Source organism: Granulicella aggregans, assembly GCF_025685565.1.
Lineage (GTDB): Bacteria > Acidobacteriota > Terriglobia > Terriglobales > Acidobacteriaceae > Edaphobacter > Edaphobacter aggregans_B.
Genome location: NZ_JAGSYE010000002.1, coordinates 603,192 through 630,095 on the forward strand (window position 1 = coordinate 603,192; position 26,904 = coordinate 630,095).

23 protein-coding genes and 1 tRNA gene are annotated in these 26,904 nt (G+C 59.8%); 7 read left to right on the plus strand and 17 right to left on the minus strand.

Annotated features, from left to right (window positions below):
• Nucleotides 1-114: 114 nt before the first annotated feature.
• Nucleotides 115-1,095 carry a hypothetical protein gene (locus tag OHL18_RS12065; RefSeq protein ID WP_263375099.1) on the plus strand — a complete coding sequence of 327 codons (981 nt, stop codon included), beginning with the start codon at nt 115-117 and terminating at the stop codon, nt 1,093-1,095.
• Nucleotides 1,096-1,573: 478 nt separating this feature from the next.
• On the opposite strand, the gene OHL18_RS12070 is transcribed toward OHL18_RS12065, so the two are convergent.
• Nucleotides 1,574-1,662 (minus strand) — tRNA-Leu (locus OHL18_RS12070).
• A gap of 178 nt (nt 1,663-1,840) precedes the next feature.
• Here OHL18_RS12070 and OHL18_RS12075 point away from each other — a divergent pair.
• Nucleotides 1,841-2,989 carry a glycoside hydrolase family 172 protein gene (locus OHL18_RS12075; protein ID WP_263375100.1) on the plus strand — a complete coding sequence of 383 codons (1,149 nt, stop codon included), beginning with the start codon at nt 1,841-1,843 and terminating at the stop codon, nt 2,987-2,989.
• Between the two features lie 30 nt (nt 2,990-3,019).
• Here the strand turns inward: OHL18_RS12075 and OHL18_RS12080 are convergent, their stop codons facing one another.
• The 9 genes from OHL18_RS12080 to OHL18_RS12120 all read right to left on the minus strand — a co-directional run bounded on the left by OHL18_RS12080 (nt 3,020) and on the right by OHL18_RS12120 (nt 12,300).
• On the minus strand, nt 3,020-3,349 hold the full coding sequence (locus tag OHL18_RS12080) for a hypothetical protein (protein WP_263375101.1): 330 nt from the start codon (nt 3,347-3,349) through the stop codon (nt 3,020-3,022).
• A gap of 116 nt (nt 3,350-3,465) precedes the next feature.
• Nucleotides 3,466-3,837: a VOC family protein gene (locus OHL18_RS12085; RefSeq protein WP_263375102.1), complete on the minus strand. Its 372-nt coding sequence runs from the start codon at nt 3,835-3,837 to the stop codon at nt 3,466-3,468.
• Nucleotides 3,838-3,879: 42 nt separating this feature from the next.
• Complete coding sequence (locus OHL18_RS12090; RefSeq protein ID WP_263375103.1) at nt 3,880-4,053, minus strand: hypothetical protein; 174 nt, start codon at nt 4,051-4,053, stop codon at nt 3,880-3,882.
• Between the two features lie 131 nt (nt 4,054-4,184).
• Nucleotides 4,185-5,210 (minus strand): thioredoxin domain-containing protein, encoded by a 1,026-nt coding sequence (locus tag OHL18_RS12095; RefSeq protein WP_263375104.1) that lies wholly within the window; start codon nt 5,208-5,210, stop codon nt 4,185-4,187.
• 38 nt (nt 5,211-5,248) lie between these two features.
• Entirely contained in the window at nt 5,249-6,949 is a 1,701-nt protein-coding gene (locus OHL18_RS12100) for an NAD+ synthase (protein ID WP_263375105.1), read from the minus strand.
• Between the two features lie 116 nt (nt 6,950-7,065).
• Nucleotides 7,066-8,577, minus strand: coding sequence for a sugar transferase (locus tag OHL18_RS12105; protein WP_263375106.1), 1,512 nt, complete (start codon nt 8,575-8,577; stop codon nt 7,066-7,068).
• Nucleotides 8,578-8,987: 410 nt separating this feature from the next.
• A complete protein-coding gene (locus OHL18_RS12110) occupies nt 8,988-9,893 on the minus strand; it encodes an ABC transporter ATP-binding protein (RefSeq protein ID WP_263375752.1) in 906 nt (301 codons plus the stop codon).
• Nucleotides 9,894-10,075: 182 nt separating this feature from the next.
• On the minus strand, nt 10,076-10,888 hold the full coding sequence (locus OHL18_RS12115) for a molybdenum cofactor guanylyltransferase (RefSeq protein WP_263375107.1): 813 nt from the start codon (nt 10,886-10,888) through the stop codon (nt 10,076-10,078).
• A 2-nt stretch (nt 10,889-10,890) separates the two neighbouring features.
• A complete protein-coding gene (locus OHL18_RS12120; protein ID WP_263375108.1) occupies nt 10,891-12,300 on the minus strand; it encodes a dipeptidase in 1,410 nt (469 codons plus the stop codon).
• Between the two features lie 156 nt (nt 12,301-12,456).
• On the opposite strand from OHL18_RS12120, the gene OHL18_RS12125 reads away from it, so the two are divergent.
• Both OHL18_RS12125 and OHL18_RS12130 read left to right on the plus strand, forming a co-directional pair.
• Entirely contained in the window at nt 12,457-13,236 is a 780-nt protein-coding gene (locus tag OHL18_RS12125; protein WP_263375109.1) for a class I SAM-dependent methyltransferase, read from the plus strand.
• 234 nt (nt 13,237-13,470) lie between these two features.
• Entirely contained in the window at nt 13,471-14,295 is an 825-nt protein-coding gene (locus OHL18_RS12130) for a hypothetical protein (RefSeq protein WP_263375110.1), read from the plus strand.
• A 62-nt stretch (nt 14,296-14,357) separates the two neighbouring features.
• Here OHL18_RS12130 and OHL18_RS12135 read toward each other — a convergent pair whose 3' ends face one another.
• The gene (locus tag OHL18_RS12135; RefSeq protein WP_263375111.1) at nt 14,358-14,957 is read right to left on the minus strand and encodes an HAD family hydrolase; all 600 of its coding nucleotides are present in this window, start codon (nt 14,955-14,957) and stop codon (nt 14,358-14,360) included.
• A gap of 27 nt (nt 14,958-14,984) precedes the next feature.
• On the minus strand, nt 14,985-15,545 hold the full coding sequence (locus OHL18_RS12140) for a DinB family protein (RefSeq protein ID WP_263375112.1): 561 nt from the start codon (nt 15,543-15,545) through the stop codon (nt 14,985-14,987).
• A 169-nt stretch (nt 15,546-15,714) separates the two neighbouring features.
• Here OHL18_RS12140 and secA point away from each other — a divergent pair, with 169 nt between their 5' ends.
• A complete protein-coding gene (secA, locus tag OHL18_RS12145) occupies nt 15,715-18,750 on the plus strand; it encodes a preprotein translocase subunit SecA (RefSeq protein ID WP_263375113.1) in 3,036 nt (1,011 codons plus the stop codon).
• 32 nt (nt 18,751-18,782) lie between these two features.
• On the opposite strand, the gene OHL18_RS12150 is transcribed toward secA, so the two are convergent.
• The 3 genes from OHL18_RS12150 to OHL18_RS12160 are packed head-to-tail and all read right to left on the minus strand — an operon-like array spanning nt 18,783 to nt 22,807.
• A complete protein-coding gene (locus OHL18_RS12150; protein WP_263375114.1) occupies nt 18,783-19,367 on the minus strand; it encodes a hypothetical protein in 585 nt (194 codons plus the stop codon).
• Nucleotides 19,364-21,340 (minus strand): sensor histidine kinase, encoded by a 1,977-nt coding sequence (locus tag OHL18_RS12155; RefSeq protein WP_263375115.1) that lies wholly within the window; start codon nt 21,338-21,340, stop codon nt 19,364-19,366. Before OHL18_RS12155 ends, OHL18_RS12150 begins: the two co-directional genes overlap by 4 nt.
• 9 nt (nt 21,341-21,349) lie before the next feature.
• Nucleotides 21,350-22,807, minus strand: a complete 1,458-nt coding sequence (locus OHL18_RS12160) for a sigma-54-dependent transcriptional regulator (protein WP_263375116.1) — start codon at nt 22,805-22,807, stop codon at nt 21,350-21,352.
• A 263-nt stretch (nt 22,808-23,070) separates the two neighbouring features.
• On the opposite strand from OHL18_RS12160, the gene OHL18_RS12165 reads away from it, so the two are divergent.
• Nucleotides 23,071-23,397 (plus strand): rhodanese-like domain-containing protein, encoded by a 327-nt coding sequence (locus tag OHL18_RS12165; RefSeq protein WP_263375117.1) that lies wholly within the window; start codon nt 23,071-23,073, stop codon nt 23,395-23,397.
• Nucleotides 23,398-23,446: 49 nt separating this feature from the next.
• Here the strand turns inward: OHL18_RS12165 and OHL18_RS12170 are convergent, their stop codons facing one another.
• Both OHL18_RS12170 and OHL18_RS12175 read right to left on the minus strand, forming a co-directional pair.
• Nucleotides 23,447-24,412 carry a tyrosine-type recombinase/integrase gene (locus OHL18_RS12170; RefSeq protein WP_263375118.1) on the minus strand — a complete coding sequence of 322 codons (966 nt, stop codon included), beginning with the start codon at nt 24,410-24,412 and terminating at the stop codon, nt 23,447-23,449.
• On the minus strand, nt 24,409-25,374 hold the full coding sequence (locus tag OHL18_RS12175) for a tyrosine recombinase (protein ID WP_263375119.1): 966 nt from the start codon (nt 25,372-25,374) through the stop codon (nt 24,409-24,411). The genes OHL18_RS12170 and OHL18_RS12175 overlap by 4 nt, the downstream gene beginning before the upstream one ends.
• A gap of 121 nt (nt 25,375-25,495) precedes the next feature.
• Here OHL18_RS12175 and ffh point away from each other — a divergent pair, with 121 nt between their 5' ends.
• On the plus strand, nt 25,496-26,881 hold the full coding sequence (gene ffh / locus OHL18_RS12180) for a signal recognition particle protein (RefSeq protein ID WP_263375120.1): 1,386 nt from the start codon (nt 25,496-25,498) through the stop codon (nt 26,879-26,881).
• Nucleotides 26,882-26,904: the final 23 nt, after the last annotated feature.

The following is a 26,904-nucleotide window of genomic DNA, read 5'->3' on the forward strand; positions in this document are numbered from 1 at the left end:
TATTTCTGGCCCGATTATCGTTGCAAATCCAGCGCAACTTGAGAGAGGGAAGACTGTTCTCGATAACGCTAGATAGGCCTTTTGGAAATCAGGTTGATCTTGAGGTTTGTAAGAATGACGGCGAATTCGAAAGCCAAAACAACCATTTTTGCGGGTGTCCTTCTCCTCGGCAACGCTGTTCCAACTGTGGCCCGGGCACAGTACAGCCCACCACTCATGCAAGTAAGAAATCCGGATTCTAGTCTTGTTGTTGTGGCGAAACCTATGAACGGTTCATATGCCTTGTTTGACACCAAACATCCGCAAGAATGCATTGGCACCTTTAATCCTCGCGCGTTCCTCGACGGTAAGGACACATTAACGCCTGCAGGTCTCAGCAATGCCGCCGAACTGCAAAAATTAAATGATGCTTCGCCGCAAGCTCCTAATGGCCAACACATGCTTCAAATGACGCTTTACAAGGGTCCGGCAGTGCAAGTGGGTGTTTGTAACATCGGTCAATTCTCGGCAAATTCTGCCGCTACAGCCCAGCAGACTACAGCACCTCCCGCCACGGGGCAGCAAGCTTACGCAGACCAAATGAACGCGGCGATGAATACAGTCAGAATCATGAGCTACAAGATTACTAAAGCTGATGAAAAGAATTTGCAGATCGAAATTTCCGACTCGCTTAATAGGACCTACACAATGAAGATCGAGCCCGCGAGCACGCTATCAGCGATGGGAAGCTCAATGCGCAACAGCGCGCGTGGTGTCAGCGATGGCAATCTCGGAAGCTGGAAAGGCAAGTCGATCAAGGTGAGTATCGGCGGCTCGTTTGCGGAAATGTTCAACGGAGATGGCACCCGCCAAGTCCAAAGCGAAAAGGGCTTGGGTTCGGGGTCGGTGACTGCCACTATGAGGAACTGGAACGAAAGCGATATGAAGAAAATGTTTGGTGAAGCAATCAATAGGATGCCGACTGCTATCTGGGTACCTGTCGCTCAGACCCTTGAAACGAAGGTCTTAGTTCCAGCATCTGCCCCGGTGGGGGTTGGTGGCCAATCAGAGGTCGTCCAGCCAGCAGCTGCGGCAACGGGGCCTCAACCGCAGTAAAGCGGCTGACACGACAAGAACCGCGCAACCTTCGACACTACGGCCTCTTTTGTCGAGAGTGTCTGTTTTTAGGCTGCAACTCGGCGGCTGTGGGTCAATGAAACAACGATGCATGTCTGGCGGGAAGGTGAAGGTAGGCCAAGTAATTGAAGAGAAGCAGCGGCCAATTCAGAGAAAACCAACGCTTGATCCATAGGACGCCAGCAACGAAGGTTCCAAAAAGTAAAAACCAAGCAACGGCGTCGACCGCTTCCTCCCTTGAGAGCTTACGTATGTTCATTTTGACAGCGCCACAGTTTCGATAATTCGTCCGCTTACGATAGCGGTAAGCCGTGCGGCAGGGAGGGCCCCAGCCCCTTACAATCGGCGATTTTATTGAACTGCGTCGCGTGTGTGGCGTTAGCCTCCTCTATCTGGGCACGTTCTAGGCACAAATATAAAAGTCACCAGTAAAGCACTCATTCCAAAGCTATATATTTGGTGCCCGGAGGGGGACTTGAACCCCCACGACCGATTGGGGTCTGCGGATTTTAAGTCCGCTGTGTCTGCCGATTTCACCATCCGGGCGCTTGTTGCTTTCATCATGCTAATGCATTGGCTGGCTCGTTTGGCTGACATGCGGCTTGTCGATCGAGCCGTTGGCTCAATCGAATACAATTCGGTGCGACTTCGAAGCGAGGTGGATGCGGTCTTGAAGAAGCGCCGCGTCCCGCGCTTTGATCACTTCCACCATTGAGGTCCGTGCATGTCGATGTCCCGCCTCCTGGCTCTTCCGTCGCTGCTGCTTGCCACTGCTTGCGCCAACGCGCAGATTCCGTCTACCTTCCCCGATCCCACACATCTGCAGACCTACACACTGCATCGTTCTTCGAGCCGTGAGGCCACCGGGGCGAACGCAGACGCTCGGACAGTCACGCCGGGACAGACGCTGACCGTGCTCGACGTCGACGGGCCGGGCATGGTCTCGCACATCTGGTTCACTCTCGATGCTCCGGAACCTTACGCGCTGAAGCGCATCGTGCTGCGGATGTACTGGGATGGCGAGACTACGCCGAGTGTCGAGACGCCGATTGGGGACTTCTTCGGTCTGGGCAATGGGGTCTACTTCCACTGGGAGTCGATGCTGCTCTCCGCCGGGAACGATAAGGCACTAAACTGCTACATGCCGATGCCCTACGCGCACCACGCGCGCATCACCGTCACGAATGAGGGCAAGCAGGCGCTGCGGTCGCTCTACTGGAACATCGACTACCGCGTGAACGCCCAGCCGTTGCCGGACGACACGCTCTACTTTCACGCACAGTATCGCCAGGCGCAGCCCAACACGGGATGGACGGGCAACTGGTACGAGAATGGCGACCCTATCGTGAACTACAAGCGAAATCTGGATGGCAAGGACAACTACACCTGGTTCGAGGCGAAGGGACGAGGGCAGTTCGTCGGCGTCACCTTCTCGGTGCTGCAGAATCAGGATGGCTGGTGGGGCGAGGGCAACGATATGTTCCAGATTGATGGTGATGCTCCATCCATCGTCGGTACAGGAGGCGAAGATTATTTCCTGGGGGCGTGGGCGTATGGTGGCGCACAGGACTATATGCTGCACGGCGCACCCGTCGTCGGCAGGGAGCTGGCGGGCGAGCGGTCGAGCATGTACCGCTTCCACTTCGATTCGCCGATCCCGTTTACGAAATCAATGCGGGCCAGCATGGAGCATGGTCACGCGAACCATCGCTCGGATAACTTCTATTCGGTCGCTTACTGGTATCAGGCGGAGCCGCACGCTCCGTTCCCTGCCCTTCCTGATGTCGACCAGCGAATTCCTACGCTGCAGTTCGTTGGCGGGCCGGGGAATGCGAAGGGGCCCTACGACCCGAACAGTCTGCATCCGCGGTAGCGGCCGATGCCCAGAGCTAAAGCCCCAAGACTAGGCGTCGGTCTCGGTGCGGCGGGCGTGTCTTGCGAGGGTGTATTTGGGAAGCCATGAGGCCGCGACTCGTGCCGCGCGCTCGTCGAGAGTCGCCTCCGACTTGATTGCATTGATCGCTTCCTGAAGAACGCGGACTGCTTCCATCGCTCCGGGCCAGTAGACGCGGGCTTCGCTCATCTGGTCTTCAATGAGGTAGTTCGCGGCGCGCTCCAGGCAGTCGATCGACCAGACCTTGGCCTGGTTGGAGCGGCGGCGATCCCAATTCTTGGAGCCGAACGTCAGGTCGGCGAGATCCAGGTCAGACAGGTGATCAGAAGACAACGGCATGAGTTTCCCTTGTGCGGTCAGGAGTCTTTAGAGTCAAGCTCATGCAGAGTAACAGTGGTTTTCTCTTGGGGGCATAACCCCATCGTGTCATGTCCCGCCTTTGGTCACCAGACAACCTACTCGAGGAAGGTTACGCAGACTCCGTTGGGGTCGTGGGCCGCAAACTCGAGCGTTCCCCACGGCTTCCTTGCCAGGCCGCCGTTGGGATGGACCTTGCCGCCGCGCTGTTTGTACTCCTCGAAGAACAGGGTGACATCGTCGACGACGATCCGCACCATGGTCTGTTCGCCGACGGCCTTTCCTACGGTTTTGTCGGTTATGGAGGCGATATGAATCGAGGCTCCATCGCGGGAGATGCCAACGTAATTCGGCGGTGTGTTATCGCGAAAGCTCTCCGTAAATCCGCATACGTCGGTCCACCAGGCGAGTGACGTCGCGACGTCGACGGCGGGCAAGATGGGCACAGCAGCTTTTACCGAGGCGCTCATGGAGAGCAAGACTAAATCATGCCGACGGGGCCAGCACCGCCCTTAGAGGCTTTCCTGCCCAACTTCGGCGTTCTCACCTTCTCCCAGCAGCCGCTGCGGATGCAGCGCCGCTAACTCGTAGACAGAAAACGAAGAAAAGGTACCGTCATTGAAGTTCACGAGCAACGTCTGTTCGCTCAGATGTTCCACCTCGATGATTTCAAGACGCACCTTCATCACATTCCTCTTGCCGGCAAGGTCGTTGAACGTAAAAAGACCGTCCGTGTCGCGAGTGCTAACCCTAGCACTTGCGACACGGACGGTCTGTACTGTCGTCAACACAGTCCGCAACGCGTTCGCGAACCGTGCTACTTCAGCGAATTGAGGCTCGGTGGTGGGGGGTCGACCTTCACGCCATCGAGGCCGGCCTGGAAGACGATGATCTTCTTCAGGATCTCGTAGGGCATGGCAGCGGGAGATACCGGGAGCAGCCGACCGTTGACCGACAGGGTAGGGGTTTGGTCTACGCCAGCCTCTTCTGCCAACTTGGCGGAAGCGGTCACCGTGGCCTTGGTCTCCGCCGTAGCAGCGCAGAGGTCGATGGCCGCGGGGTCGAGCCCAGCCTTGGTGACGGCGGCGTCCAGAGTCTTGGCGGTGCCTTCAGGAGTCAGAGCTTCCTGGGTGGCGTAGACCGCGGCCTCGTACTTGAAGTAGGCATCGTTGCTCTGCTTGGCGACGCAGACGCCTACAGCCGCCGCCTGGAAGGCTGCCGGGTGGATCGCCACGAGCGGGAAGGCCTGGTGCACGATGCGGGCCTTGGGGAAGTCCCTGGCCAACTGATCCATGGTGGTTGCGGCCTCCTTGCAGTGCGGGCATTGCAGGTCGGAGAACTCCACGAGGAGAAGCTCCTTGCCGGCGGCTCCCTGCGCGGGGCCGTTGGCGCGGTCCTGTAGAAGCTTGCGCTTCTCGGCGTAGGGGTTGATGCCGAAGTCGATCATGGTGTCCGCGATGGCGTGCTTACCGTCCGGCATCACGTAGAAGGCGGTGCTCTGCACCTTGGCGTTGGGGGTCTTGTCGGAGACGTAGACGATCACCTTGCTCACGCCCGGTGCGGCCGTCTTCTGAATACCTTCGACGCGCCAGATGCGATTGTCATCGTACCCCCAGAGGGAGTGCAGGAAGCCGTTTACGGTATCACCCGTTGGGACATCCGCGGTGAAGTACTTCATGTTGACCGGAGGAAACGGGTCGACTGGCGCGGCGGGTGCGGGCTGCGCGGAGGGAGCCAGCAGCGATGGAGGCGGTGCCTGTGCAACCGCTTTGTCCGAGACCGCGAACGATCCCACCATCAGAAGAGCCGTGAATCCCGTTGAAACTATCTCTGCAATCTTCAAAAAACTTCCTCCGTAAGATGTCACTTGCTGCTGCGTTTCTAGATCTGAACCTTTGCCGCGATGGGAAACCGTCTCCCGAGGCCAAAAGACTTCGGCGTGACCTTCAGTACCGGCGCTGCCTGCTGCCTCTTATATTCGCATCTCTCCACCAGTTGCAGCACCGACCGAACCAGCGCCACATCGACACCCTGCTCCTTGGCAATCTGTTCGGCGGAACAGTACCGCTCGACGTAGGCCTCAAGGATGGGGTCGAGCACCTCGTAAGGTGGGAGCGAGTCCGTGTCCTTCTGGTCTGGACGCAACTCCGCTGAAGGCGGTTTCTCGATGGTTGAGAGCGGGATCAGCTCGCGCTCGCGGTTCGCATAGCGGCTGAGAGCGTAGACCTTGGTCTTCATGACGTCGCCGATAACGGCGAGCGCTCCCACCATGTCGCCGTAGAGCGTGCAGTAGCCGGTGGACATCTCGCTCTTGTTGCCGGTGGTCAGGACCAGGGCGCCAAACTTGTTGGAGATCGTCATCAGCAGGCTGCCGCGAATTCGCGACTGGAGGTTCTCCTCCGCGAGACCGAACTTCGTGCCGGCGAAGAGCGGAGCGAGGACCGACTCGGACTGATTGAAGATCTCGTGGATGGCGAGCAGCTCGAACCGGATGCCGAGGTTCTTTGCAAGGTCGCGTGCGTCGTCGATGGAGCCCGCTGAAGAATACTCGCTGGGCATTCCGATGCCCATGACGTTCTCTGCGCCAAGAGCCTCGACGGCGATGGCAGCGACGAGGGCGGAGTCGATGCCACCGCTGAGCGCCACGAGTGCCTTCGAGAAGCCGCACTTGCGGACGTAATCGCGCGTGCCGAGGACGAGAGCGTCCCACATCGCTGCCGTCTCGTCGGATTCAGCGACAGGAGCGGCGATTTCAGCGACAGGAGCAGCGAACGGGGCCGTTGCGCTGGATGGCGTCTCGAAGAAGATGATGTCTTCGGCGAAGGACTTCGCCTGTGCGACGACCTGGCCATCGGGAGCAACCACGATCGATGAACCATCAAAGATGAGGCTGTCGTTGCCGCCGACCTGGTTGACCATCGCGACAAAGGCACTGTGACGCTTTGCCAAAGCCGCAAGCATCTCACGGCGGACCTTGCGTTTGTCGCGCCAGAAGGGCGAGGCGGAGATGTTCAGAATCACACGGTGAACGCCGGGAGGCGCGTCATCCCACTGCCGCATCAACTCTTCGACCGGATCGGTGGGATAGAGCCTGCGCGGCCAGAAGCCCTTGTCGTTCCAGGCATCCTCGCAGATGGTGATGGCGAGCGTCTCGCCGCCGATAGAAGTGAGCGCCTGATGGCTGGCTGGCTCGAAGTACCGCTGCTCGTCAAAGACGTCGTAGAAGGGCAGGAGCATCTTCTGCTGCGTGAAGGTGACCCTGCCGCCGCTGAGAAGTGCGGCCACGTTCCGGACATGCTTGCCGATGACGGATTTGAGCGGCATCACGGTTCCACAGAGGATCGCTGGACGACCTGGCTCGGCGGTCCATGTAGCAATCCCGGAGAGGGCCCGTTCAGCACTGTCGAGGAAGTCCTTCTTCTCGAGCAGATCCGCAGGAGGGTATCCGCAGATGGCGAGTTCGGGGAAGATGACCAAGTCCGCGCGGTCTGTCGCGGCCTTGGTCGCGAAGTCAATGATCTTTTGGGTGTTTCCGTCGAAGTCCCCAACCGTGGGATTGATCTGGGCGAGCGCTATTCTCACAACTTCAAGTCTAACCCGCGCTGGAGCGAAACTGTCATCCACGAAGAAGCGCCCCGATCCTCAGAGGATGACGGGGCGCTTGATCTTGTAAGGACGAGTTGGGAGTTGGGAAGGAGTTACGATCCCGTGCCGGTGATGACCACGCCTACCGTCCGGACAAGGATTTTGAGATCAAGGGCGAGGCTCCAGTTTTCGACGTACGCAGTATCGAGCGAGATATAGCTGTCGAAGGACGGGTCTTGCCGCGCTTCGACCTGCCAGAGACCGGTCAGTCCGGGAAGAACGTCCAGACGCTTCAGGTGGGAGAGCTCGTACTGCTCGACCTCTGACGCGATGGGAGGGCGGGGACCAACAAGACTCATGTCGCCGCGGACGACGTTGTACAGCTGTGGAAGTTCGTCGAGCGAGTACTTGCGGAGCTTGATACCGACCCGTGTGATGCGAGGGTCGTTGACGATCTTGAAGAGGATGCCCTTGCGCTCGTTCATGTGCTCGAGGTCGGCCTTCAGCTTGTCGGCGTTGGTGACCATGGTGCGGAACTTGTAGCAGTCGAAGCAGCGGCCCTTGCGGCCGATACGCTTCGCGGCGTAGAAGACTGGGCCCTCGGAATCAAGCTTGATCCAGATGGCAAGGATGGCAAGGATGGGAGAGAGAGCAACCAGGCCGAGGGCGGCGAGGGTAAGATCGAGCGCTCGCTTGACCAGGTAGGCACCGATGGGGAAGTCCCTGCGATGGAGCGGGATGGTCGGGAACTGGCCGACGTACTCGACGGGAGCGTTCCAGGCGAGGCCGTCGTAGAGGTCGGGCACCACGCGAACGTCGATACCTGCCGTGCGCGCCTCCTGCACGAGGCCGAGGACGAGCTTTTTCTCCGCAGGGACGGAGAGGAAGATCTCGTCGACGAAGAGGGTACGCGCCAGCTTCAAGCAGTTCCTGAAGTCGCCTACGATATCGGCGTCTCCTGAGTCGCTCTCTTCCTCCGTAATTGCAACGAAGCCCTTGAAGCGGAAGCCGAGGTGATCGAGCGAGTTGAGGTGGTTGCGCAGCGCGTGGGCGACACGGCCCGCACCGACGATCAGAACGTTGCGCGTCTCAATACCAGCGCGGAAGCGCTTGTACATCATGTGACGCCGAATCATCCGGCGAACAATAATCATGACGAACGCGATGAGCAGGGTCAGCGTGATCTCGATGCGCGAGATCTGCGCTCCGCTTGAGAGATACAGGGTACCGCAGAGCGTCAGTCCGGCGACGACGCTCGCGTGCGCCGTCATGCGAAGTTCATGCAGACCGCTCATCTGCTGGATCGGACGATACAGGCCATAAGTCCGCATGAAGAAGACGAGGCACAGACCGAACCAGAGGATGTAGGTCATAAAGACGCCTACGGATGATGGGGGAAGATGCTGTACCCCATCCCACGGTCCGCCCCGAAAGGGGATGGAATCGCGCAGCCTCATGGCGAGGCCGCCCGCGATCAGGGCGCTGATCAAGTCCAGCGAAGCGGATAGCAAGCCGGTTACCGACGGACGATTGAAGAGTCCGAAACTGGTCACCGAGGATCCGCCGGCGCTTGATCTTCCACTGTCCGAGGTCGGTATGGGACGCAAATAGTCGGGAGCTGCCACACTGCCTCCTTACAAATTCAAGACGACCTGATGCACAGGCCTGACATGGATCTCGTGATAGCGCCACCTTAACTGACTTTCGGTGATCTATCGAGACTATAGCGGATGCGGGAAACGCAAGGTCTACTACTATCGTTCAGAACGACAGCCACAAGTAACACTCCTGTGGCAGTTGACAAAGCGGTTTCACATCCGGTCGTAACCTGACTCACTGAAAACAAGCGGGCCTGGACTGCATCGGGGTTGGGGAGGTTGAAGTTGATTAGAGAAGCGCGTTAGCAAAGCGTAGCCTCATTAGAGGACCAATGTCAACGGGAATCTACTTCCTTTTCAATCTTACCTCGGAACGATGGAACGGCCGAAAGTATCTCTTTCTCCGGTCGCAGAGACAGGAATTTCTGGAACTCTCTTCAAACCGGCAACAAAAGTTCGTCCAGTTGGAGGAACTCGTGGATGATCGGATCTTGACTCGCCTCCATCTCCGCCATCGTGCCAAAGAAACGCGCATTGCCTTCGTGAAGAAATACGATTCTGTCCGCCAGCTTCTTGGCCAACCGCATGTCGTGGGTCACCACGATGCTGGTGAGGTGAAGCTGGTGCTTCAAGCGCTGGATCAAGTCGCCTAAGAGGTGGCCCATCAGCGGGTCCACCATCGTCGTAGGCTCGTCGTACAAGATCGCCTCCGGCTGCGACGAGAGGGCCCTGGCGATCGCCACCGACCGCTTCATGCCAGTAGAAAGATCGGAGGGGAGGAGGTTCTCCATCCCTGCAACGCCGACCATCTCAAGAAGCCCCTTCGAAACCTGCAGTATCTGGTCCTCAGCTAACTCTCTCCGCTCTCGCAGGGGGAAGGCGACGTTCTCGCCCACCGTAATCGAATCGAAGAGAGCGCCATTCTGGAAGACCATCGTGACCTTGCGACGAATCTCCTGCATCTGCTTCTCATCGAAGCCGGCGATGTCTTCCCCGGCCACCCGCACGATACCCGAGTCCGGCTTGAGAAACCCCATCAGCATCTGCAGCGAGACCGACTTACCTACACCACTTCGACCGAGAATGCAGAGGGTCTCTCCCGAGTTCACACAGAAGCTGACATCCTTCAACACGACAAAGCTGCCGAAAGACTTCGAGACGTTCTCAAAAGAGATATAGCTTCCCGGCTTATGGTTGGTCTCGGGAATCGCATCGGCAGCGGCCTCATTCTGCGCGGCAGCCTGCTCCATGAACTCGTCCACCATGGGAGCAACATCCTCGCTCACTCCCTCCGTCAGGTCCATTGACGACGTTGCAGAGGACTCGTCCGCCGAACCGGCCATTGACTCGTCTGAAGTCTTCGAATCGTCGCCGGGATCTTTGCTCAAATCAGACATGCCTCTCCAGGAGTGTTTCAGTGCTAGGAGTGTTTCAGTGCTTCTGGATACTTCCAAGACTTATCCAGCTGCGACGTGATGCGGTTTGGATGCTCTCGAAAGCTCTCCGAGCATCCCGTTACCTGCAATTATCTCGCAGGCGATTCGGGCTGCTTGTTGGAACCCTTCGACCTCAACAAAGTCGCGACCCTTTTTAAATCAGTTTCGGTATTTACATTGATGAATTGGTCGCAACTCTCGATGAACGAACATTCATTCAGATCGGCTTCTCCAGCGTCGACTTTGAGGTGCGACTGATTCATCGACACCCATTGAAGGCCTGAAGAGTTGCCCGCGAGATACCCGTTCGATTCTGATCCATCGACCCTATCCTCGGTCTGAGGTTCTTGATTGAATGACGTGCAACATGCCCCTGCAGATTGCAACACCGGCACAACCTTATAGCGGCCCGAGTCGAGCGCCTCTCGAACTGGTCCGAGCACGGATCGGTGGACAAGGCTTACTAAGGGCTGAGGCCTTCCGTCGAGTTCTACAAGACAAGCCTCGACCTTCTTGTTCGCTATAGCTTCAGTCGCCCACATGGTCAATAAGTGACCAATCCATGGCGCCGTGAGCAGCGGCATGTCTACCGGGATGAAGAATGCCCAATCGGCCTCTCCTCTTGTTGCCAGGTCATTCAGGGCCGCTTCAATGCCGCCGAGCGGCCCGCAGGAGGGGTAGCGATCGACGATTGCACGGTCTGCTCCTTCAAGCGCCTCGCGTTCGCCGCAAATTGTTACCTCGACACCACCGTCCGGAGATTGAAGTTCCTTTACCGAACGCAGCGTCTCGACGGCACGCTCCAGCAGGGTCTTCCCCTCCAGCTCCAGCATCGCCTTGTCGCGGCCCATGCGGGAGCTCTTGCCGCCGGCCAGGACGTACGGTTTTATCTTAAGCGTCAAGCTCAGGCCCCGACCGCGGCGAGGAACCGAATAATGGATTCGATCCCGCGATGGAAGTTCGACAGGTTGAACTTCTCGTTCGGGGCATGAAGGTTATCGTCTGGCAGACCGAAGCCCATCAAGACCGTTGGCGTCTTGAGTTCACGGACGAAGTCGCCGACGATTGGTATCGATCCGCCTCCGCGCACGAAGACGGACTCCTTGCCGAAGACCTCGCGCATAGCTTCGGTTGCTGCCTTCACATAGGCGTTGTCCGTGCTCACCACGATTGGATCGCCCGAGTGAATCAGACGCACCTCCAGCACGATCCCCTTTGGGCAGATCGATTCGACGTACTCCTTATACAGAGCGAAGGTCTCCGCGGGAGTCATGTCCGGCACCAGCCGCATGCTCACCTTCGCGACAGCCTTGGCTGGAATCACGGTCTTCGCTCCAGCACCGATGAAACCGCCGGGCATGCCGTGAACGTCGAGCGTCGGCCGCGACCAGGTCCGCTCCAGCGTGCTGTAGCCCGGCTCTCCGGTAAGCTCCGTCGACCCCACTTCGTGCTCGCGATACTCTTCCTCGTCGAACGGCAGCGCCTTCCACGCTTTCAACTCAGCGTCCGTGGGCGTCTGCACCTTGTCGTAAAAGCCGGGGATGAGGATCTTTCCGTCTTCGTCCTTCAGCTTAGCGATTACCTGGGCGAGCGCGACAAAGGGATTCGGAACGGCTCCTCCGTACATGCCTGAGTGCAGGTCCGTCCTCGCGCCGCGTGCCTCGATCTCGGTGTAGATCATGCCGCGCAGCCCCACGCACAGGGTCGGTGTCTCGGGCGCAAACATCTCCGTATCGGAGACCAGAGCGACGTCCGCCTTCAGCCGCTCACCATGCTCGCGGACGAAGGCCGCAATGCCCTCGCCGCCCACTTCTTCTTCGCCTTCGAGGATGACGCGGAGGTTCACCGGCAGCACACCACCACCCGCCACCATCAGCGCTTCGATCGCCTTCACGTGCATCCACATCTGGCCCTTGTCGTCGACTGCGCCACGGGCATACAGGTTTCCGTCGCGCTCCGTGGGCTCGAAGGGCGGCGACGTCCACTCGTTCAAAGGCTCTGCCGGCTGGACATCGTAGTGGCCGTAGCAGAGGACCGTCGGCTTGCCTGCCGCGTGCCGTAGATCTGCATAGACGAGCGGGTGGCCGCCTGGACGCGCTGCGGTCGCCGTCTCGATCAGCTCAATGTTCTCGAGGCCAATCCGCTTCAACTCGTCCGCGCAGAACTGCGCCGCCCGCCGCACATCGTCCTTGTGCTCGGGCGCGGTTGAGACCGAAGGAATCCGCAGCAGCGCCTTCAACTCTTCTACGAATCGATCCCGATTTGTATTCGCAAACTCTACTGCCGTGGCAGTCCCTGTAACCGTCACACTCATCACCACTCCTGATCTCTGACCAGCGCTACATCATGGGTGCCCCGTTCATGCAGTTCCATCGCACGAGTGAGCCGTAGCGCCACAAATACAGCTCCAACCATTAGATCTTCTAATATCGCTCGCGCTCTGGCACACCTCGGCACGAAACTTGAGTATATGAAAGATCAAGCGACTCCATCATCTACCATCGCGGGCCAGACCTGGAACACAGACGCGTATGCCGCCAACGGACGCTTCGTAGCCACTCTCGCGAAGGGCGTTGTTGAACTTCTCTCACCCCAGCCTGGCGAAAGGATCCTAGACCTTGGCTGCGGAGACGGCGCGTTGACTGAGGAACTCGCCGCGACCGGGGCGATCATCACCGGCGTCGATGCTTCTGCCGCCATGATCGAGGCCGCACGCGCTCGAGGGCTGCACATCGACCACCACGACGCTACGGCTCTGCCTTACGAAAACGAGTTCGACGCCGTCTTCTCGAACGCGGCGCTGCACTGGATTCGCAATGCTCCAGCGGTACTTGCCGGAGTTCACCGTGCCCTTCGCCCAGGTGGACGTTTCGTCGTCGAGATGGGAGGCCACGGCAATATCGCCGCGATCCGAGTCGCGCTTCAAGCGGTGATGGCCGACTACGGCATCGACGCCGAGGAGACGGCATCATCCCTGTTCGCCTCCCCAGCCTATTACGGTTGCCGGCTCGAGGCTGCGGGCTTCCGCGTCGACTCGATCGAACTCATCCCCCGTCCCACCCCGCTTGCCTCCGGCATGGAGGTCTGGCTGAACACCTTCCGCAACGGCGTCCTCGACCGGCTCGCTCCCGCTGAACGCGCGGAGGCGCTTACACGCACGGTCGAGCTGCTCCGTCCCGTGCTTTGCGACCTGGACGGCAACTGGATCGCCGACTACGTCCGGCTGCGCTTTAAGGCCGTCTGCGCTTGAAGATCAAGTCTTCGCGACTTCTCCCTGATCCACCGCGTCTAACCCGAAAGAGTCGAAGATCAATCCAGGGGCTGTGCGATACTGACGCACCGGCGGTTAACTTTTTGCCCTTTTATCGTGCAGTACGGTCCGAACGATCACTCTTGCACATCTAGATGCAGTTGGTTCAAGACGGAGGCGGTAAGCCGCCTTATTCATAGAGCTTCAAGCACTTCAAACGTACGACAGGAGCACATGTCCCTAAAACTCCGCAATCTCACGATACCCTCCCTCTTTCTCGTAGCGATCAGCCTGTCGGCACCTGCATTCAGCCAACAGATAGCGCAAACCCTGCCCAACGCCCCTGACTTCCCTGCTGCGGCGGAAACGGCCTACAGCACCAGCGCGGGCCCGTCCGACGAGACAACCGGCCAGCAGGACCAGACGCCCATCCAGGCTGCTACTACGCCCGATCATCCGGCACACCAGGACGGTCAAACCAAACGTATCCTTGGCATCATCCCCAACTTCCGATCGGTTAGTGCTAATCAGCACCTGCCGCCTCAGTCCATCAAAGAAAAATTTATTACCGCTTCTCAGGACACCTTCGACTACTCCGCGATCGTGGTTCCTGCGCTGCTCGCCGGCTATAACCAGGGCCGCAACCAGACGCCCGAGTTCGGTCACGGCGGTGTCGCCTACGGTCGCTACCTTTGGCACTCGGTCCTCGACCAGACCAGCGAAAATTTCTTTGTGGAGTTCGTCGTTCCCGCTGCCATGCACGAGGACACACGATACTACACGCTCGGCGAAGGCGGCTTCAGCAAACGCGCCGTCTATGCGATCAAGCATGTCGTCGTCACCCGCAATGACGCCGGCCACGACACGTTCAACTCGGGCGAAATCGTCGGAGCCGCGATGGCTGCCGCACTTTCGAACGCCTATTATCCAGGGCCAGAACGCACTTTTTCAAATACCGCCGAGCAATTCGGTACCAGTGTCGGCATCGATGCGATCACGTTCGCTTTCCGCGAGTTCTGGCCGGACATCAACCACAAACTCTTCCACGGGAAAGACTAAGTCTGTTGTGAGTTATCCGTTGTAAGTTGTACGTGAAACGAAGAACGTACAACTTGCAACGCTCAGCCTTTCTTCCAAACTTCCCGGATGTCCCTGCTTCGCATGCCTGCGCGATGTGCCGCCTCCAGCCCTTCGTCCGTATCTTCAAAGACAATGCATTCGGCGGGAGCCACGCCGATCCGTCGCGCCGCTTCAAGGTAGACATCGGGCGCGGGCTTGCCGTGCTCCACCTCGTCTGCGGAGACGATATGGTCGAAGAGTGGCAGCAGGCCGGTCGCTCCCAGCGTCGCCTTCACATTCTCCAGGTGGCCGTTTGATCCCACCGCCATGGGCACCTTGCCGTGGTTCGCCCGTGCGATGTCCGCGACGACAGCGATCTCCTCGGCGCGATCCAAGTTGCCGATGAAGATCGGGGTGTAGCGCCGGGAGAGATCTTCGGTGTCGATCTTGACACCCGTAAGCTCCTCAAACTCGGCAAATAACGCTGCCGGTGTCACACCAGTCCGGGCAAAGTACCACTCCGCCGACATCTCCAGCCCGAGGCTGCGAAGCGCCTCGTTTACAGCGTAGAAGTGGACGGGCGCGGTATCCACCAGCGTTCCGTCGCAATCGAAGATCAGCCCGGCATAGGGTTCATCAAGGTTAAAGCTCAAGTCGGCCATACCTTGAGCCTACCGCAGACGACGCCTCTACTTCTCGCTGCTTGGGGGAACCAGGCCCTTCAGACGCAGATACAGCGCGAGCGTCGCATACTGCTCGTTATCGTGCGATACCGTCCCCCACGCCAACCCAAGCCGCGATCGTGTCGATGTTCCTGCCGGGAGCATCTGCAGCAGATTCGCCTCACTGAGCGAAGCGAAGGCCTTATCGCACTCCGCGAACGAAGCGTTCAATGCCGCCACGATGGTTGCCTTGTCCGCGGTCTCCTCGGGAACTTTAGGCTGAGCCTCTGCGGCAGTTCCATTGATGGTTCCGCAGCTATGCCACTGCGCCTCGGTGATGTGGTTCACCACCCGCGCGTAAGTCCGAACCTCGGGCGTTGGCTTGTAAGAATAGCTCTCCGCGGGCATCCTGTCGGCGGACTTCAGGATGTTCCCCTTGAGCGCTGCATAACCGCGTTGAACCTCGGAAAACGGTGTCACCGGCACCGTAGAGACCGGCTTGCCCGGAGCCTGTGCCGAAAGGAACACATTCACGCCGACAATGGCTGTAACAACTGCACAACGCGACAGATTCAAACTTAGATTCAAGCAGGTCTCCTGGGCGTCCGGCTCAGGCTGGACTCACCGTTTGTTGCAGATTACTCCAACTCTCCGTGAACGTTCGTTACAAATCCGGCCAACCTGCAGCGGACGACGTACTATGGCATCCAACCATTTACACTAATCAATGGGCGCAATCGTGCCCAAAGGACCGGTTTTGATTAACTCAGTAATCTCGAAAGTCTTCGGTACCAGCAATGAACGCGCCGTCAAGCGCATGATGCCCATCGTCCAGCAGATCAATGAGTTGGAGTCTTCCATCGTCTCGCTCACCGACGAGCAACTTCGCAACAAGACCGTCGAGTTCCGCCAGCGCATCGCCGAGTCGATCGCCGCCGCCAACGTCCCGCAGGATGAGGCAGGCAAGCCGGACGAAGACGCTCTCTACGCCGCTGAAAAGGCCGCGCTGGACGAGATTCTACCCGAGGCCTTCGCCGTAGTCCGAGAGGCCGGCAAGCGTGCGGTCGGTATGAGGCACTTCGACGTCCAGCTCATCGGCGGCATCATTCTGCACTCCGGCAAGATTGCCGAGATGAAGACCGGTGAAGGCAAGACCCTGGTTGCGACGCTTCCCTGCTACCTGAACGCACTTGCGGGCCGCGGCGTCCATGTTGTGACCGTCAACGACTATCTGGCCAAGCGCGATGCCGAGTGGATGGGCAAGATCTACGGCTTCCTCGGCATGTCGGTCGGCGTCATTGTGCATGACCTCGACGACCGCCAGCGCAAAGAGGCCTATGGCTCCGATATCACTTACGGAACCAATAACGAGTTCGGCTTCGACTACCTGCGCGACAACATGAAGTTCGAGCTGACCGACCAGTGCCAGCGCGGACACTACTACTGCATCGTCGACGAGGTGGACTCGATTCTGATCGACGAGGCCCGTACGCCGCTGATCATCTCGGGTCCGACCGATCAGACGACGGACAAGTACGCCCGCGTGAATGTCATTATTCCGGAGCTGGAGCTCGGCGAGCTCGTCGAGACGCTGGAAACGAAGACCTACAGCGGCGACTTTGTCGTCGACGAGAAGGCACGCGCCATCACCGTCACCGATGAAGGCTGGGAGAAGATCGAGAAGCTGCTCGGCATCGGCAACATAGCCGACCCTGAGAACTGGGACCTCAAGCATCACGTAGAAACAGCGATCAAAGCGCACAATCTGTACAAGCGCGACGTGGAGTATGTGGTCAAGGACGGCGAGGTCATCATCGTCGATACCTTCACCGGTCGTCTTATGCCGGGACGCCGCTGGTCGGATGGATTGCACCAGGCCGTCGAAGCGAAGGAAGGCGTGGCGATCAAGAAGGAAGACCAGACGCTGGCCACGATCACCTTCCAAAACTACTTCCGCATGTACAAGAAGCTCAGCGGAATGACGGGTACCGCTGAAACCGAAGCAGCCGAGTTCGACAAGATCTACAAGCTTGACATCGTTGTAACGCCGACGAACCGCAAGATGCAGCGCATTGAAAACTCCGACGTCGTCTTCCGCACCGCGAAGGAAAAGTATTTCGCGGTGGCCGATGAGATCTCGCGGCTGCACGAAGAGAAGCAGCCAGTGCTGGTCGGAACCACGTCGATCGAGAAGTCGGAGCTGCTCTCGGACATCCTGAAGCGCAAGGGTGTGCGGCACGTCGTTCTGAACGCCAAGTTCCACGAGAAGGAAGCAGAGATCGTCGCGCAGGCTGGACGGCTTGGCATGGTCACCATCGCCACCAACATGGCAGGTCGTGGTACCGACATCCTGCTCGGTGGCAACTCCGAGTTCATGGCCCGGCAGGAGTTGGTGAAGAAGGCCCAGGCGCGGGCTGTATCCGCTGCTGAAGGCGCGATCAACCCTGTCGCTGGGCCTGGCATGGTGCGCTTCTACTACCAGTCGCAGGAGTTTGAGACCACCCAGGCAGCATGGGATGCCGCCATCGCTTCTCACGAGGCAGCCGCAAAGAAAGAGCATGAGGCGGTCATCGCCGCCGGCGGGTTGCACATCATCGGCACCGAGCGGCATGAGTCCCGCCGCGTCGACAACCAGTTACGCGGTCGCGCAGGCCGTCAGGGCGACCCCGGAGCGTCGCGCTTCTATCTCTCGCTTGAAGACGACCTGATGCGCATCTTCGCGCGTGAGTGGGTCTCTACCCTGCTGCAGCGCATGGGCATGGAAGAAGGCGTGCCGATCGAGAGCAAGATGATCTCGAACCGCATTGAGGCAGCGCAGAAGGCCGTCGAGACGCAGAACTTTGAGTCGCGCAAGCACGTCCTCGAGTACGACGACGTGATGAACAAGCAGCGCGAGGCCGTGTACGGCCTGCGTCGCCAGCTTATGGGCGGTGTCGACCAGAAGCAGCTCATTACGGATGACTATGTCTCCACCATTCTCTCGAACATCCTCGACGAGAACGCGCCAGAGAAGGCGCATCCCGACGAGTGGAAGACGGACGTGATCTTCAACCAGCTCTACGACGTCTTCGGTGTTCGCTTCGAGAATGAGATCAAGATCGAAGAGATGACGCGCCATGATCTTGGCGAGACCATCTTCGAGAAGCTGCGCGGCCGCTACGACCGCAAGGAGTTGATTCTTGGTCCGCAGGCGATGCGCTATCACGAGCGCATCGTGATGCTCTCGGTGCTCGATGGCCTTTGGAAGGACCATCTTCTCGCGATGGACCACCTGAAGGAAGGCATCGGCCTGCGTGGCTACGCGCAGCAGGACCCGCTGGTCGCGTACAAGAAGGAATCGTTCGAGATGTTCGAGGCAATGATGATGCGCTTCCAGGAAGATACGGCGCGCCATCTCTTCCGCATGCAGATCATCGGGCCGGATGGGACGCCGATCGATCCGGAGACGATCACGATCATCGCACCCGATGCTCAGCTTGGGCTTCAAGAGAATGACGAGCCAAGGCAGATCGAAGCGAACTCCAACGGGAATGGCCATGCCGCTGCACCGCAGCAGGCACCCACTCCGGTTGCGGTGCCCACACGGGCTCCGTCAACGACCATCGACGCGCTCGAAAAGGAGTTCCAGCGCAAGAAGCAGCGCGACCTCGATGCGGCTCGCGCATCGGGAGCAACTGAGAGCAGCAACGGAACAGGAGCTCCGAAACGCGCGGGCGACAAGGTTGGCCGCAACGACGATTGTCCCTGCGGGTCAGGCAAGAAGTACAAGAAGTGCCACGGCGTGAATGCTTAGCGCCAAAGCCTAAGGGGACGCGGTTTCGGGGATCACTTCTGGACGTCGTCGGCCAGAAGGTCCGCCTTGGTGGCAAGGATCCTTGCACCTTCGACATCGCCACCCTTAAGCGCGTCGGAGGCCTCCTTCAAGAAGAGCCTGACTTTGGCAATCTGCTTTTGCTCGTGGTCCTGCACAGCGGAAGGAAGGTCGGCGATCCGCTTCTCGACGGCGGAGATCTTCTCAGCCACATCCTTCTGCTGCCCCGGACTGGCGTCGACCCCCGAACCCAGCGCACCGAGCATCGCCGTCTCTGGCGGTGTCGTCTCGGCCGGTGGAGTTGCAACAGCAACCGTCGGAGCGGGTAGAGGCGGCGGAGTGGTGTTCGTCTGCTTCTTTGGCTTCTTCTTCGGCTTCACCTCCGCGGCCACGACCGGCTTCGCATCGGTGACGCCGGCAGGGGGCTTCGCCTCCATTGGAGGGAGCTCGGCCTGATTGGGCGGGGGCACGTAGATGTTGGGGGTCTTGGCCTGGGGCGCCAGCGCGGGGACCTTCTGCTGATGAAAGCAGCCAGACAACACGGTGCATAACAGCGCAAGGCCGGTCGACGCACCGATGTTCGTCCAAAGCAGTCTCACGCGCGTGTGCCCCGTAACGCAAAATTATTCTGGGTGGATGTGTCTAACCGCATGTTAGAACCCGGTGATGAGATCGGCAAGGTCAGAGTGAATACACTGCCGCGATCCTCCGCCTGAGCGTCAGTCGTGGACCGAACCGCGAGCGTTCCGCCGTGCATTTGCAGGATACGGTACGTCATGGCCAGACCAATACCACTTCCGGTCTTTTTTGTCGTGAAGTAAAGCTCGAAGATACGAGGCAGCAGTTCGGCCTCGATTCCCGTCCCACGGTCGCGTACCTCGATCACGGCCGATTGATTCTCACGGCGCAGCATAATGGTCACCACACCCCCATCCGGCATCGCCTGCATCCCGTTCAGAACGAGGTTGAGGATGGCCTGACGGATGAGGTCCGAGTCCACATGGACGAGCAGCGGGCCACGAACGGCCTCTGCCTTAACGGTGACGTTGTTGTCCTTCATCTGCTCCCAGGTCAGGTCGATGACCGCGGCGATCACGTCACGGAGGTCGATGACCCGAAGCCTGAGCTCCATGGGCCGGGAAAAGTCGGCAAGCGTCTGAACGACACGATCGAGCCGCTGCATCTCGCTGACGAGGATGTTGACGTGGCGTTGCGCCGACTCACCGGAGTCTCCGTTGGCGGCGAGCTTTCCGCGCAGAAGCTCCAGGTGAAGGACCATGGCGTTGATCGGGTTCTTGACCTCGTGACCGACGCCGGCTGTAATCCTTCCTATGGCGGCAAGCCGGCGCGAGACCTCAAGTTCCTGCTCCAACTGCATGGCGCTGTCGATATCGCGCAGTGTGAGCATAATGCCGATGTCCGCGCCGGAGGTGTTGCCATCGGGAATTCGATCGAGCGAGATCTGGACCTGTCGGCCGTCATCGAGCACGGCAAACTCCGGGGTGGTCCCATCATGCTCCAGCGCCGCGACCACAGCGGTGCCGAGCGCGGTATCGGGCGGGAATATCTCCTCGACGCGGCGGCCGACGAGGTCGCCGTGACGCTTCGGCGGACCTTCTTCTCCGGGTGCCCGCAGGAAGAGTGCAACCGCATCCGAGACCATCACCGAACGCAACTCGCCGGTGGCGTGGTCCGGGGCCAGGAGCAGGACGCCATCGCGCAGGGTATCCAGCATCTGCTCCATGTTGGCCTGGAGCGCGGTGTAGCGGGTCTCCTTGCTGCGCATCTTGCGCTCAAGGCGGTCGATGGTCTTGGCGACGCGTACGACCGTGTCCGGCTGATCGAAGGCGCCGTCGACGGGCTGGGGGCCATCTTCCTCCGCACCCACGGTGAGCAATTCGAGTTGAGCGTTCACCGTTTCAAGCGGTCGCAGCGCAATGTTGGTAAGAACTCCGGCACCGAGTACAAGAAGCAGGGTCGCGGGGACGGCAAAGAGGAGAGCGTCACGCAGGCCCGGAGCAAACGAGGCGCGAATGAACGTCGAACGCACACCTATATGGACGATCAGGAAGGGTTGACCGTTACGGTTCAGCGCTGATCCGAGATCGAAGACACGCGGCGTACCAAAGACCTGGCGCCACTGGTAGATGAGTCCACGTGCCGCAACCGTTTCGAGGCTGATGCGACCTGCGGCGGGTTGATCCACTGCATCAGGGTCCGTGCTGGCAAGCACGATACCGTGGGAGTCGGTGACGCTCACATCCTGCACTGTAAGCGAGGTACGGAGGATTGCCCCCATCTGCGCCTGGAGGGTCTCATCGCTGCGCAGCACGTTGCTGACGCTCTTCATCAGCTCCTCTTCGGATGCCGGTGTGCTGAGGTCGCGGGCCAGCCCAATCTCCAGCGCGTGCCGCACCGTCGACCTCACCTGGCTTGCGAGTGCCTCGTTCGAGGTGGCGGTCTGCTCGATCCTCTGCCGCAGCAGTTCTGCAATAAACAGGCCTGTCAGCAGAAGCACGACGATCAGCGTCACCACGGTCGCCGCCAAAACGAGCTTCGTCTTCAGGCGCATGACTTGATCTTAGTCCGTCCGCATCGAAGCACTATATTCCTTCAGCTTATTCTGGAGTGTCTTCGAGCTGATGCCAAGGATCTCTGCGGCCCGGGTCTTGTTGTTCTGGGTGGACTGCAGCGTCTTCAGGATCAACTGGCGTTCCGCTTCGTCGACGGTGGTGCCCACTTCAACCGAGACCATGCGCTCCTCGCGACGCTCCTCGGCGCGGCGCTCCGGAGAGTAGGGCTGCGGCGGATCACCGGGTGTCAGCGGACGCCGCGTATTCCGTGTCTGGCGCACCAGCGGAGAGAATCCCGGTTCAGCGAAGTTCGCGGGCAGATGCTCGATGCCGATGGTACCCGAACCGGCAAGAATCGTCGCTCGTTCGATGGTATTGCGCAGCTCGCGCACGTTTCCCGGCCAGTCATAGGCGGTCAGCTTAGCCAGAAGTTCCTCAGACATTCCCTGCACCGTGCAGTCGTGACGTGCGTTCATATCATCGATCATCTTTTCGGCGATTGCCTGTACATCGACCAGATGCTCGCGCAGCGGGGGCATCTGGATGTTGAAGACGTTGAGCCGGTAGAAGAGATCTCCGCGCAGTTCGCCGTTCTCGACGGCCTCCTGGGGGTTCTTGTTGGTTGCGGCGACGACGCGGACATCGATCGGCGTCTCGACCTTGCTGCCGAGACGGCGGAAGGCACGATCTTCGAGCACGCGAAGGAGCTTGGCTTGCGTCGCCGCCGGCATCTCGCCGATCTCGTCGAGCAACAGGGTGCCCTCTTCCGCAAGTTCGAAGCACCCGGCGCGGCGCTCGACGGCACCTGTGAAGGCGCCCTTTTCGTGGCCAAAGATCTCGCTCTCGATCAGCGTCTCCGGAATGGCCGCGCAATTGACCGCCACGAACGGCTTGGTGCGCCTCGCGCTGAGATCGTGCAGGGCACGCGCCACCAGTTCCTTGCCGGTGCCGCTTTCGCCGGTGATGAGCACGGGAACGTTCGAAGGAGCGACGCGCTCGATGAGCTTGAAGATCGCCTTCATCGCCGGGGAGCTGCCGACGAGCGATCCAAGCGTGCCCGAGTCGTGGGCGAGACGGCGGACCGGCTCAAGTTCAACATCAGTCTCCTTCTGCAAGGTGGCATTCTGCAGGATGGATTTGAGACGGACGGAATCGACCGGCTTCGGAAGATAGTCGAAGGCTCCGAGGCGCATCGCTTCAACGGCGGAACTGATCGACCCTTGAGCAGTGAGCATGACAACGGCGATGCGCTCTGGCATGTCGGTGATGCGCTGCAACAGCATCATGCCATCCATACGCGGCATCTTGAGGTCGGTGACTACGATGGACGGAGACCACTGAATGACCTTCTCAAGCCCTTCGACACCGTTCGAGGCGGAACTGGCACGATAGCCCCATGACTCAATGAGTTCAGTAAGGCCGGTGCGGGCGTGCTCTTCGTCTTCCACAATTAAAACTTTGACCACAGAACTACAGCCCTCCGCACATGGCCGGCATACGGCGCACTCTTGTGCTCAGAAATTTAAACATCGCCATGAAGTGACGAAAAAAAGCCGACTTTTCCGGCACTGGTGATTGGAACAGGTTGCCAAAAATTTGGGCATATTACCTTGGTTCCGTGGGTTACAAACTCTGGGTATCGCTGACTCCTGTTCCAGTTACCAGTCGAGCATCTTTCCTTCCTTGCTCAACGGGCCTTTTGCCTGCGGAAGAAAGGTATCCTATTAGGATGCTCGATCCGGAGATCAATGCGCAAGCCCTCGTCCTTTTGCTTCAGCAACCCAATCCGCCACTTTTAGTTGATGTTCGAGAAAAGTGGGAGTTCGACACGGCTCACATCGCGAATTCGCTGCTGATGCCCATGGGAGATGTTCCCTCCCGGGCCCATGCGGAGATCGACCCCGACGAGCGGGTCGTGGTGATCTGCCACCACGGGGCGCGGTCGCTGAATGTAACGATGTGGATGCGGGCGCAGGGATTTGAGCATGTGCAGTCCCTTGCGGGCGGCATCGATGGGTGGTCACGTACCGTCGATCCAAGTGTTACCAGATACTAGGCGCCCGGCCATGGCGCTGTTGGCGAAGCAGGTACGCTGTGGCTAAGGACTAGCTGCGCGCCCGCGGATGGGTCTCGTCGTAGACGCGCTGGACTTGGCCGACCGTGAGTTGGGTGTAGCGCTGGGTGGTCGAGAGACGCTCGTGGCCGAGCATCTCCTGGATCGCACGAAGGTCCGCACCCTCTTCAAGCATATGAGTTCCGAAGGCGTGGCGCAGGGTGTGCGGATGCACGTCTGCGGCGAGGCCACGGGACTGCGCGATGGCCTTGACGATCCGGCCAACGCTGCGCGTGGTAATTCGGCAATCGCCGCGCGTGCGCATGTTGATCAGCAGTGCGCCTTCGTGGAGGAGCAGTCCCTTGCCCGCTGCAGCAAGCTTCGCCTCACGCGCGGGAAGATAGGAACGAATGGCGATCGCCGCTTCGTCGCCAAGAGGGACGAAGCGTTCCTTGCGGCCCTTGCCGCGCACCAGGATCGAATCGTTGCCCCACTGAATGTCGCTGAGATCGATGCCGACGAGCTCCGAGTTGCGGATACCGCAGCCATAGAGAAGCTCGAAGATCACGCGATCGCGTTCCGGCCATGCGGCAGCCTCTTCCTTCTTTGCTCCAGTCTCAAGTGAGTTCAGGACTCGATTTACGTCCTCCATGCTGGGTACTCGCGGCAGACGGACGGGCCGTTTCGGAGTGGACACCAGCAGCGCGGGATTTTGCTGGATGAGACCCTCCTTCGCGAGCCACTTGAACCAGGAACGGATGGCGGCGAGGGCCCGGGCGGCGCTGGCTTTCGTGAGGCCGCGATCGTAAAGCAGGGCGAGATAGGCACGGATGTGGAGGTGCTCGACCTGGGCGAAGGAGCCGGAAGACGTGAGGGTTTCGTCGAGATAGGCGGCAAAGTTGCCTATCTCCCGGGCGTAGGCACGGACGGTGTGCTCGGAGGCACCGCGTTCGTTGGCGAGCATGGCGAGGAATCGTTCGGCCTGTTGGTGGAACTGACTTGGGGACTCCGTACTCATGCGACGGCCCCGGCAATTGGTTCTGCGGGGCGCTCGCGGCGCTTGCCTCGCGGATGATGCAGCCGGTGGACCTGCTTCAGGTGCTCCATGGCGACATGGGTGTAGACCTGGGTGGTGGCGATATCCGCGTGGCCGAGCAGCGTCTGCACGCTGCGCAGGTCTGCGCCGTGCTCGACCATGTGGGTTGCGCAGCTATGGCGAAGCTTGTGCGGGCTGGCTTTCGTACCCGATGGCGCGGCCGACCGGACCATCTCCCAGACCCACTGCCGGGTGAGGATCTTGCCGTTTTTGCTGAGAAAGAGAGCGCGTTGGATGCCAGCCTTTGCGAGTGCGGGCCGGCCGCGCTGGAGGTATGCCTCGATGGCCGCAACCGCCTTATCGCCAAGCGGAACGATACGTTCTTTATCCCCCTTGCCGCGAACCTGGGCGCGCGCCTGGTCGAGGTGCAGGTCCTCTTCTCGCAGGGCACAGATCTCGCCGACACGAAGGCCACCGGCATAGAGAAGCTCCAGGATGGCGTGATCGCGCAGGGCGAGGGCGTCGGCCTCCGGATGCTGTGCGGCGATGCCGGTGCGGTCGAGCATCGCCGCGACTTCGGTTTCAGCGAGGGACTTGGGCAGAATCTTCCAGCTTGCTGGAGTTTCGATGTTGACCGTGGGGTCGTGGGAGATGCGCTTGTCCATCAGCAGCCAGCGGTAGAATCCGCGCAATCCGCTGAGTTTGCGGGCGATGGAGCGGGACTCGACCTGGTTGGCGCGAAGGCCCTGCATGAAGGCGCTGACGTCCGCCTGGACAGCGGTGAGCAGGAGGCCGTCGGTCTTTTCGAGATGCTCGGCAAATTGTTCGAGATCGAGCGTGTAAGCACTACAGGAGGCCGGACGCAGGCCCTTCTCCACCCGGAGGTAGGCGGCATACTCCCTCACCAGCCGCGCATTCCCCGTCACGTTCGCATTGGGGTCCATGCGTTGATTATCCGCCCGGTGGCGGGGGTGGATGGGCGGGATCGAGCCCGTCGAACCAGCCAAGCTAGCACCAGACTTGCTACGTCTAACGCGCTGGTAAACTAGCGATGAGACGAAAATTATGTTTGAGAACCTTTCCGATAAGCTGCAACGATCTTTTAAGCACCTGCGTGGCCAGGGCACCATCACCGACGAAAACATTGGCGAAGCGCTGCAGGAGATCCGCCTCGCTCTGCTGGAGTCCGACGTAAACCTTACGGTCGTCGACGAACTCGTAAGCCATATTCGCACCAAAGCTATGGGGACCCAGGTCACTACAGCTCTCAGCCCTTCGGAGCAGATCGTCAAAATCGTCCACGACGAGCTTGTGAATGTGCTGGGCAAGGACACGGCGAAGTTCAAGACCGCCTCGCAGCCGCCGAGCGTGATTCTTATGGCCGGACTGCAGGGTTCGGGTAAGACCACGACCTCTGGCAAGCTGGGTCAATGGCTGAAGAAGTCCGGTCACCGGCCCATGCTGGTCTCCGTGGACGTCTATCGTCCCGCTGCGCGGCAGCAGTTGGCCATCGTCGCCAAGAGCATCGGAGCCAATATTTACGAGGGCGACCTCAAGGGCGAGACGGCGAACTCCGACCTCGTGCTTCGGTTGGCCAAGGAAGCTCGTCGTGAAGCGGCAAACTTCGGCTGCGACATCCTGATCGTCGACACCGCGGGCCGCAACCAGATCGACGCCGCGCTGATGGACGAGATGGCGCAGTTGAAGAAGCTGCTGAACCCATCGGAGATCCTGTTCGTCGCCGATGCGATGACCGGACAGGACGCGGTGAAGTCGGCAAAGAGCTTCCACGATCTGCTGGCGCTGACCGGCGTCGTGCTGACGAAGATGGACGGCGACGCGCGCGGCGGTGCTGCGCTGTCGATCCGCCACGTGACCGGAGCTCCGATCAAGTTCCTCGGAACCGGCGAAAAGCCGGACGCCTTCGAACCCTTCCACCCAGACCGCATCGTCAGCCGCATCATGGGCATGGGCGACATCGCCACGCTGCTCGAACGTGCGGAAGAGAAACTCGACCGCGGCAAGGCAGAGCAGTTTGCGAAGAAGGCGCTCTCGGGCGATGGCTTCTCGCTCGACGACTTCCGCGACCAGTTGCGACAGATCAAGAAGATGGGATCGATGAAGTCGATCCTGAAGATGCTGCCCTCGGTCGGCCCATTCGCCGGCATGGCGCAAGCGGCGGAGAACGTCGACGAGAAGCAGTTCACGCGGGTGGAGTCGATCATCAACTCGATGACGAACAAGGAGCGCCAGGACCACGAGATCATCTCCGGCAGCCGCCGCAAGCGCATCGCGAAAGGCAGTGGCACGACGGTGCAGGACGTGAACAATCTGCTACGTCAGTACGCGCAGATGAGAAAAATGTTCAAGACGATGGGCGGCGGCGGAGGCATCAAGGCGCAGCAGAGGATGATGAGCCAGATGCAGGGGAAGCAGCGGTTCGGGCGGTAGCTTAGACAGATTGGAGCGGGCCG

Bases quoted from the DNA above. Each gene is read 5' to 3' on its own strand.
- OHL18_RS12080 (WP_263375101.1), bottom strand. From the start codon at position 3,349: ATGCCGTTGTCTTCTGATCACCTGTCTGACCTGGATCTCGCCGACCTG.
- OHL18_RS12110 (WP_263375752.1), bottom strand. From the start codon at position 9,893: ATGGCCGGTTCGGCGGACGAGTCCTCTGCAACGTCGTCAATGGACCTG.
- OHL18_RS12135 (WP_263375111.1), bottom strand. From the start codon at position 14,957: ATGGCCGACTTGAGCTTTAACCTTGATGAACCCTATGCCGGGCTGATC.
- OHL18_RS12120 (WP_263375108.1), bottom strand. From the start codon at position 12,300: ATGAGTGTGACGGTTACAGGGACTGCCACGGCAGTAGAGTTTGCGAAT.
- OHL18_RS12175 (WP_263375119.1), bottom strand. From the start codon at position 25,374: ATGGACCCCAATGCGAACGTGACGGGGAATGCGCGGCTGGTGAGGGAG.
- OHL18_RS12090 (WP_263375103.1), bottom strand. From the start codon at position 4,053: ATGAAGGTGCGTCTTGAAATCATCGAGGTGGAACATCTGAGCGAACAG.
- OHL18_RS12075 (WP_263375100.1), top strand. From the start codon at position 1,841: ATGTCGATGTCCCGCCTCCTGGCTCTTCCGTCGCTGCTGCTTGCCACT.
- OHL18_RS12170 (WP_263375118.1), bottom strand. From the start codon at position 24,412: ATGAGTACGGAGTCCCCAAGTCAGTTCCACCAACAGGCCGAACGATTC.
- OHL18_RS12130 (WP_263375110.1), top strand. From the start codon at position 13,471: ATGTCCCTAAAACTCCGCAATCTCACGATACCCTCCCTCTTTCTCGTA.
- OHL18_RS12165 (WP_263375117.1), top strand. From the start codon at position 23,071: ATGCTCGATCCGGAGATCAATGCGCAAGCCCTCGTCCTTTTGCTTCAG.
- OHL18_RS12085 (WP_263375102.1), bottom strand. From the start codon at position 3,837: ATGAGCGCCTCGGTAAAAGCTGCTGTGCCCATCTTGCCCGCCGTCGAC.
- OHL18_RS12065 (WP_263375099.1), top strand. From the start codon at position 115: ATGACGGCGAATTCGAAAGCCAAAACAACCATTTTTGCGGGTGTCCTT.
- OHL18_RS12155 (WP_263375115.1), bottom strand. From the start codon at position 21,340: ATGCGCCTGAAGACGAAGCTCGTTTTGGCGGCGACCGTGGTGACGCTG.
- OHL18_RS12125 (WP_263375109.1), top strand. From the start codon at position 12,457: ATGAAAGATCAAGCGACTCCATCATCTACCATCGCGGGCCAGACCTGG.
- ffh (WP_263375120.1), top strand. From the start codon at position 25,496: ATGTTTGAGAACCTTTCCGATAAGCTGCAACGATCTTTTAAGCACCTG.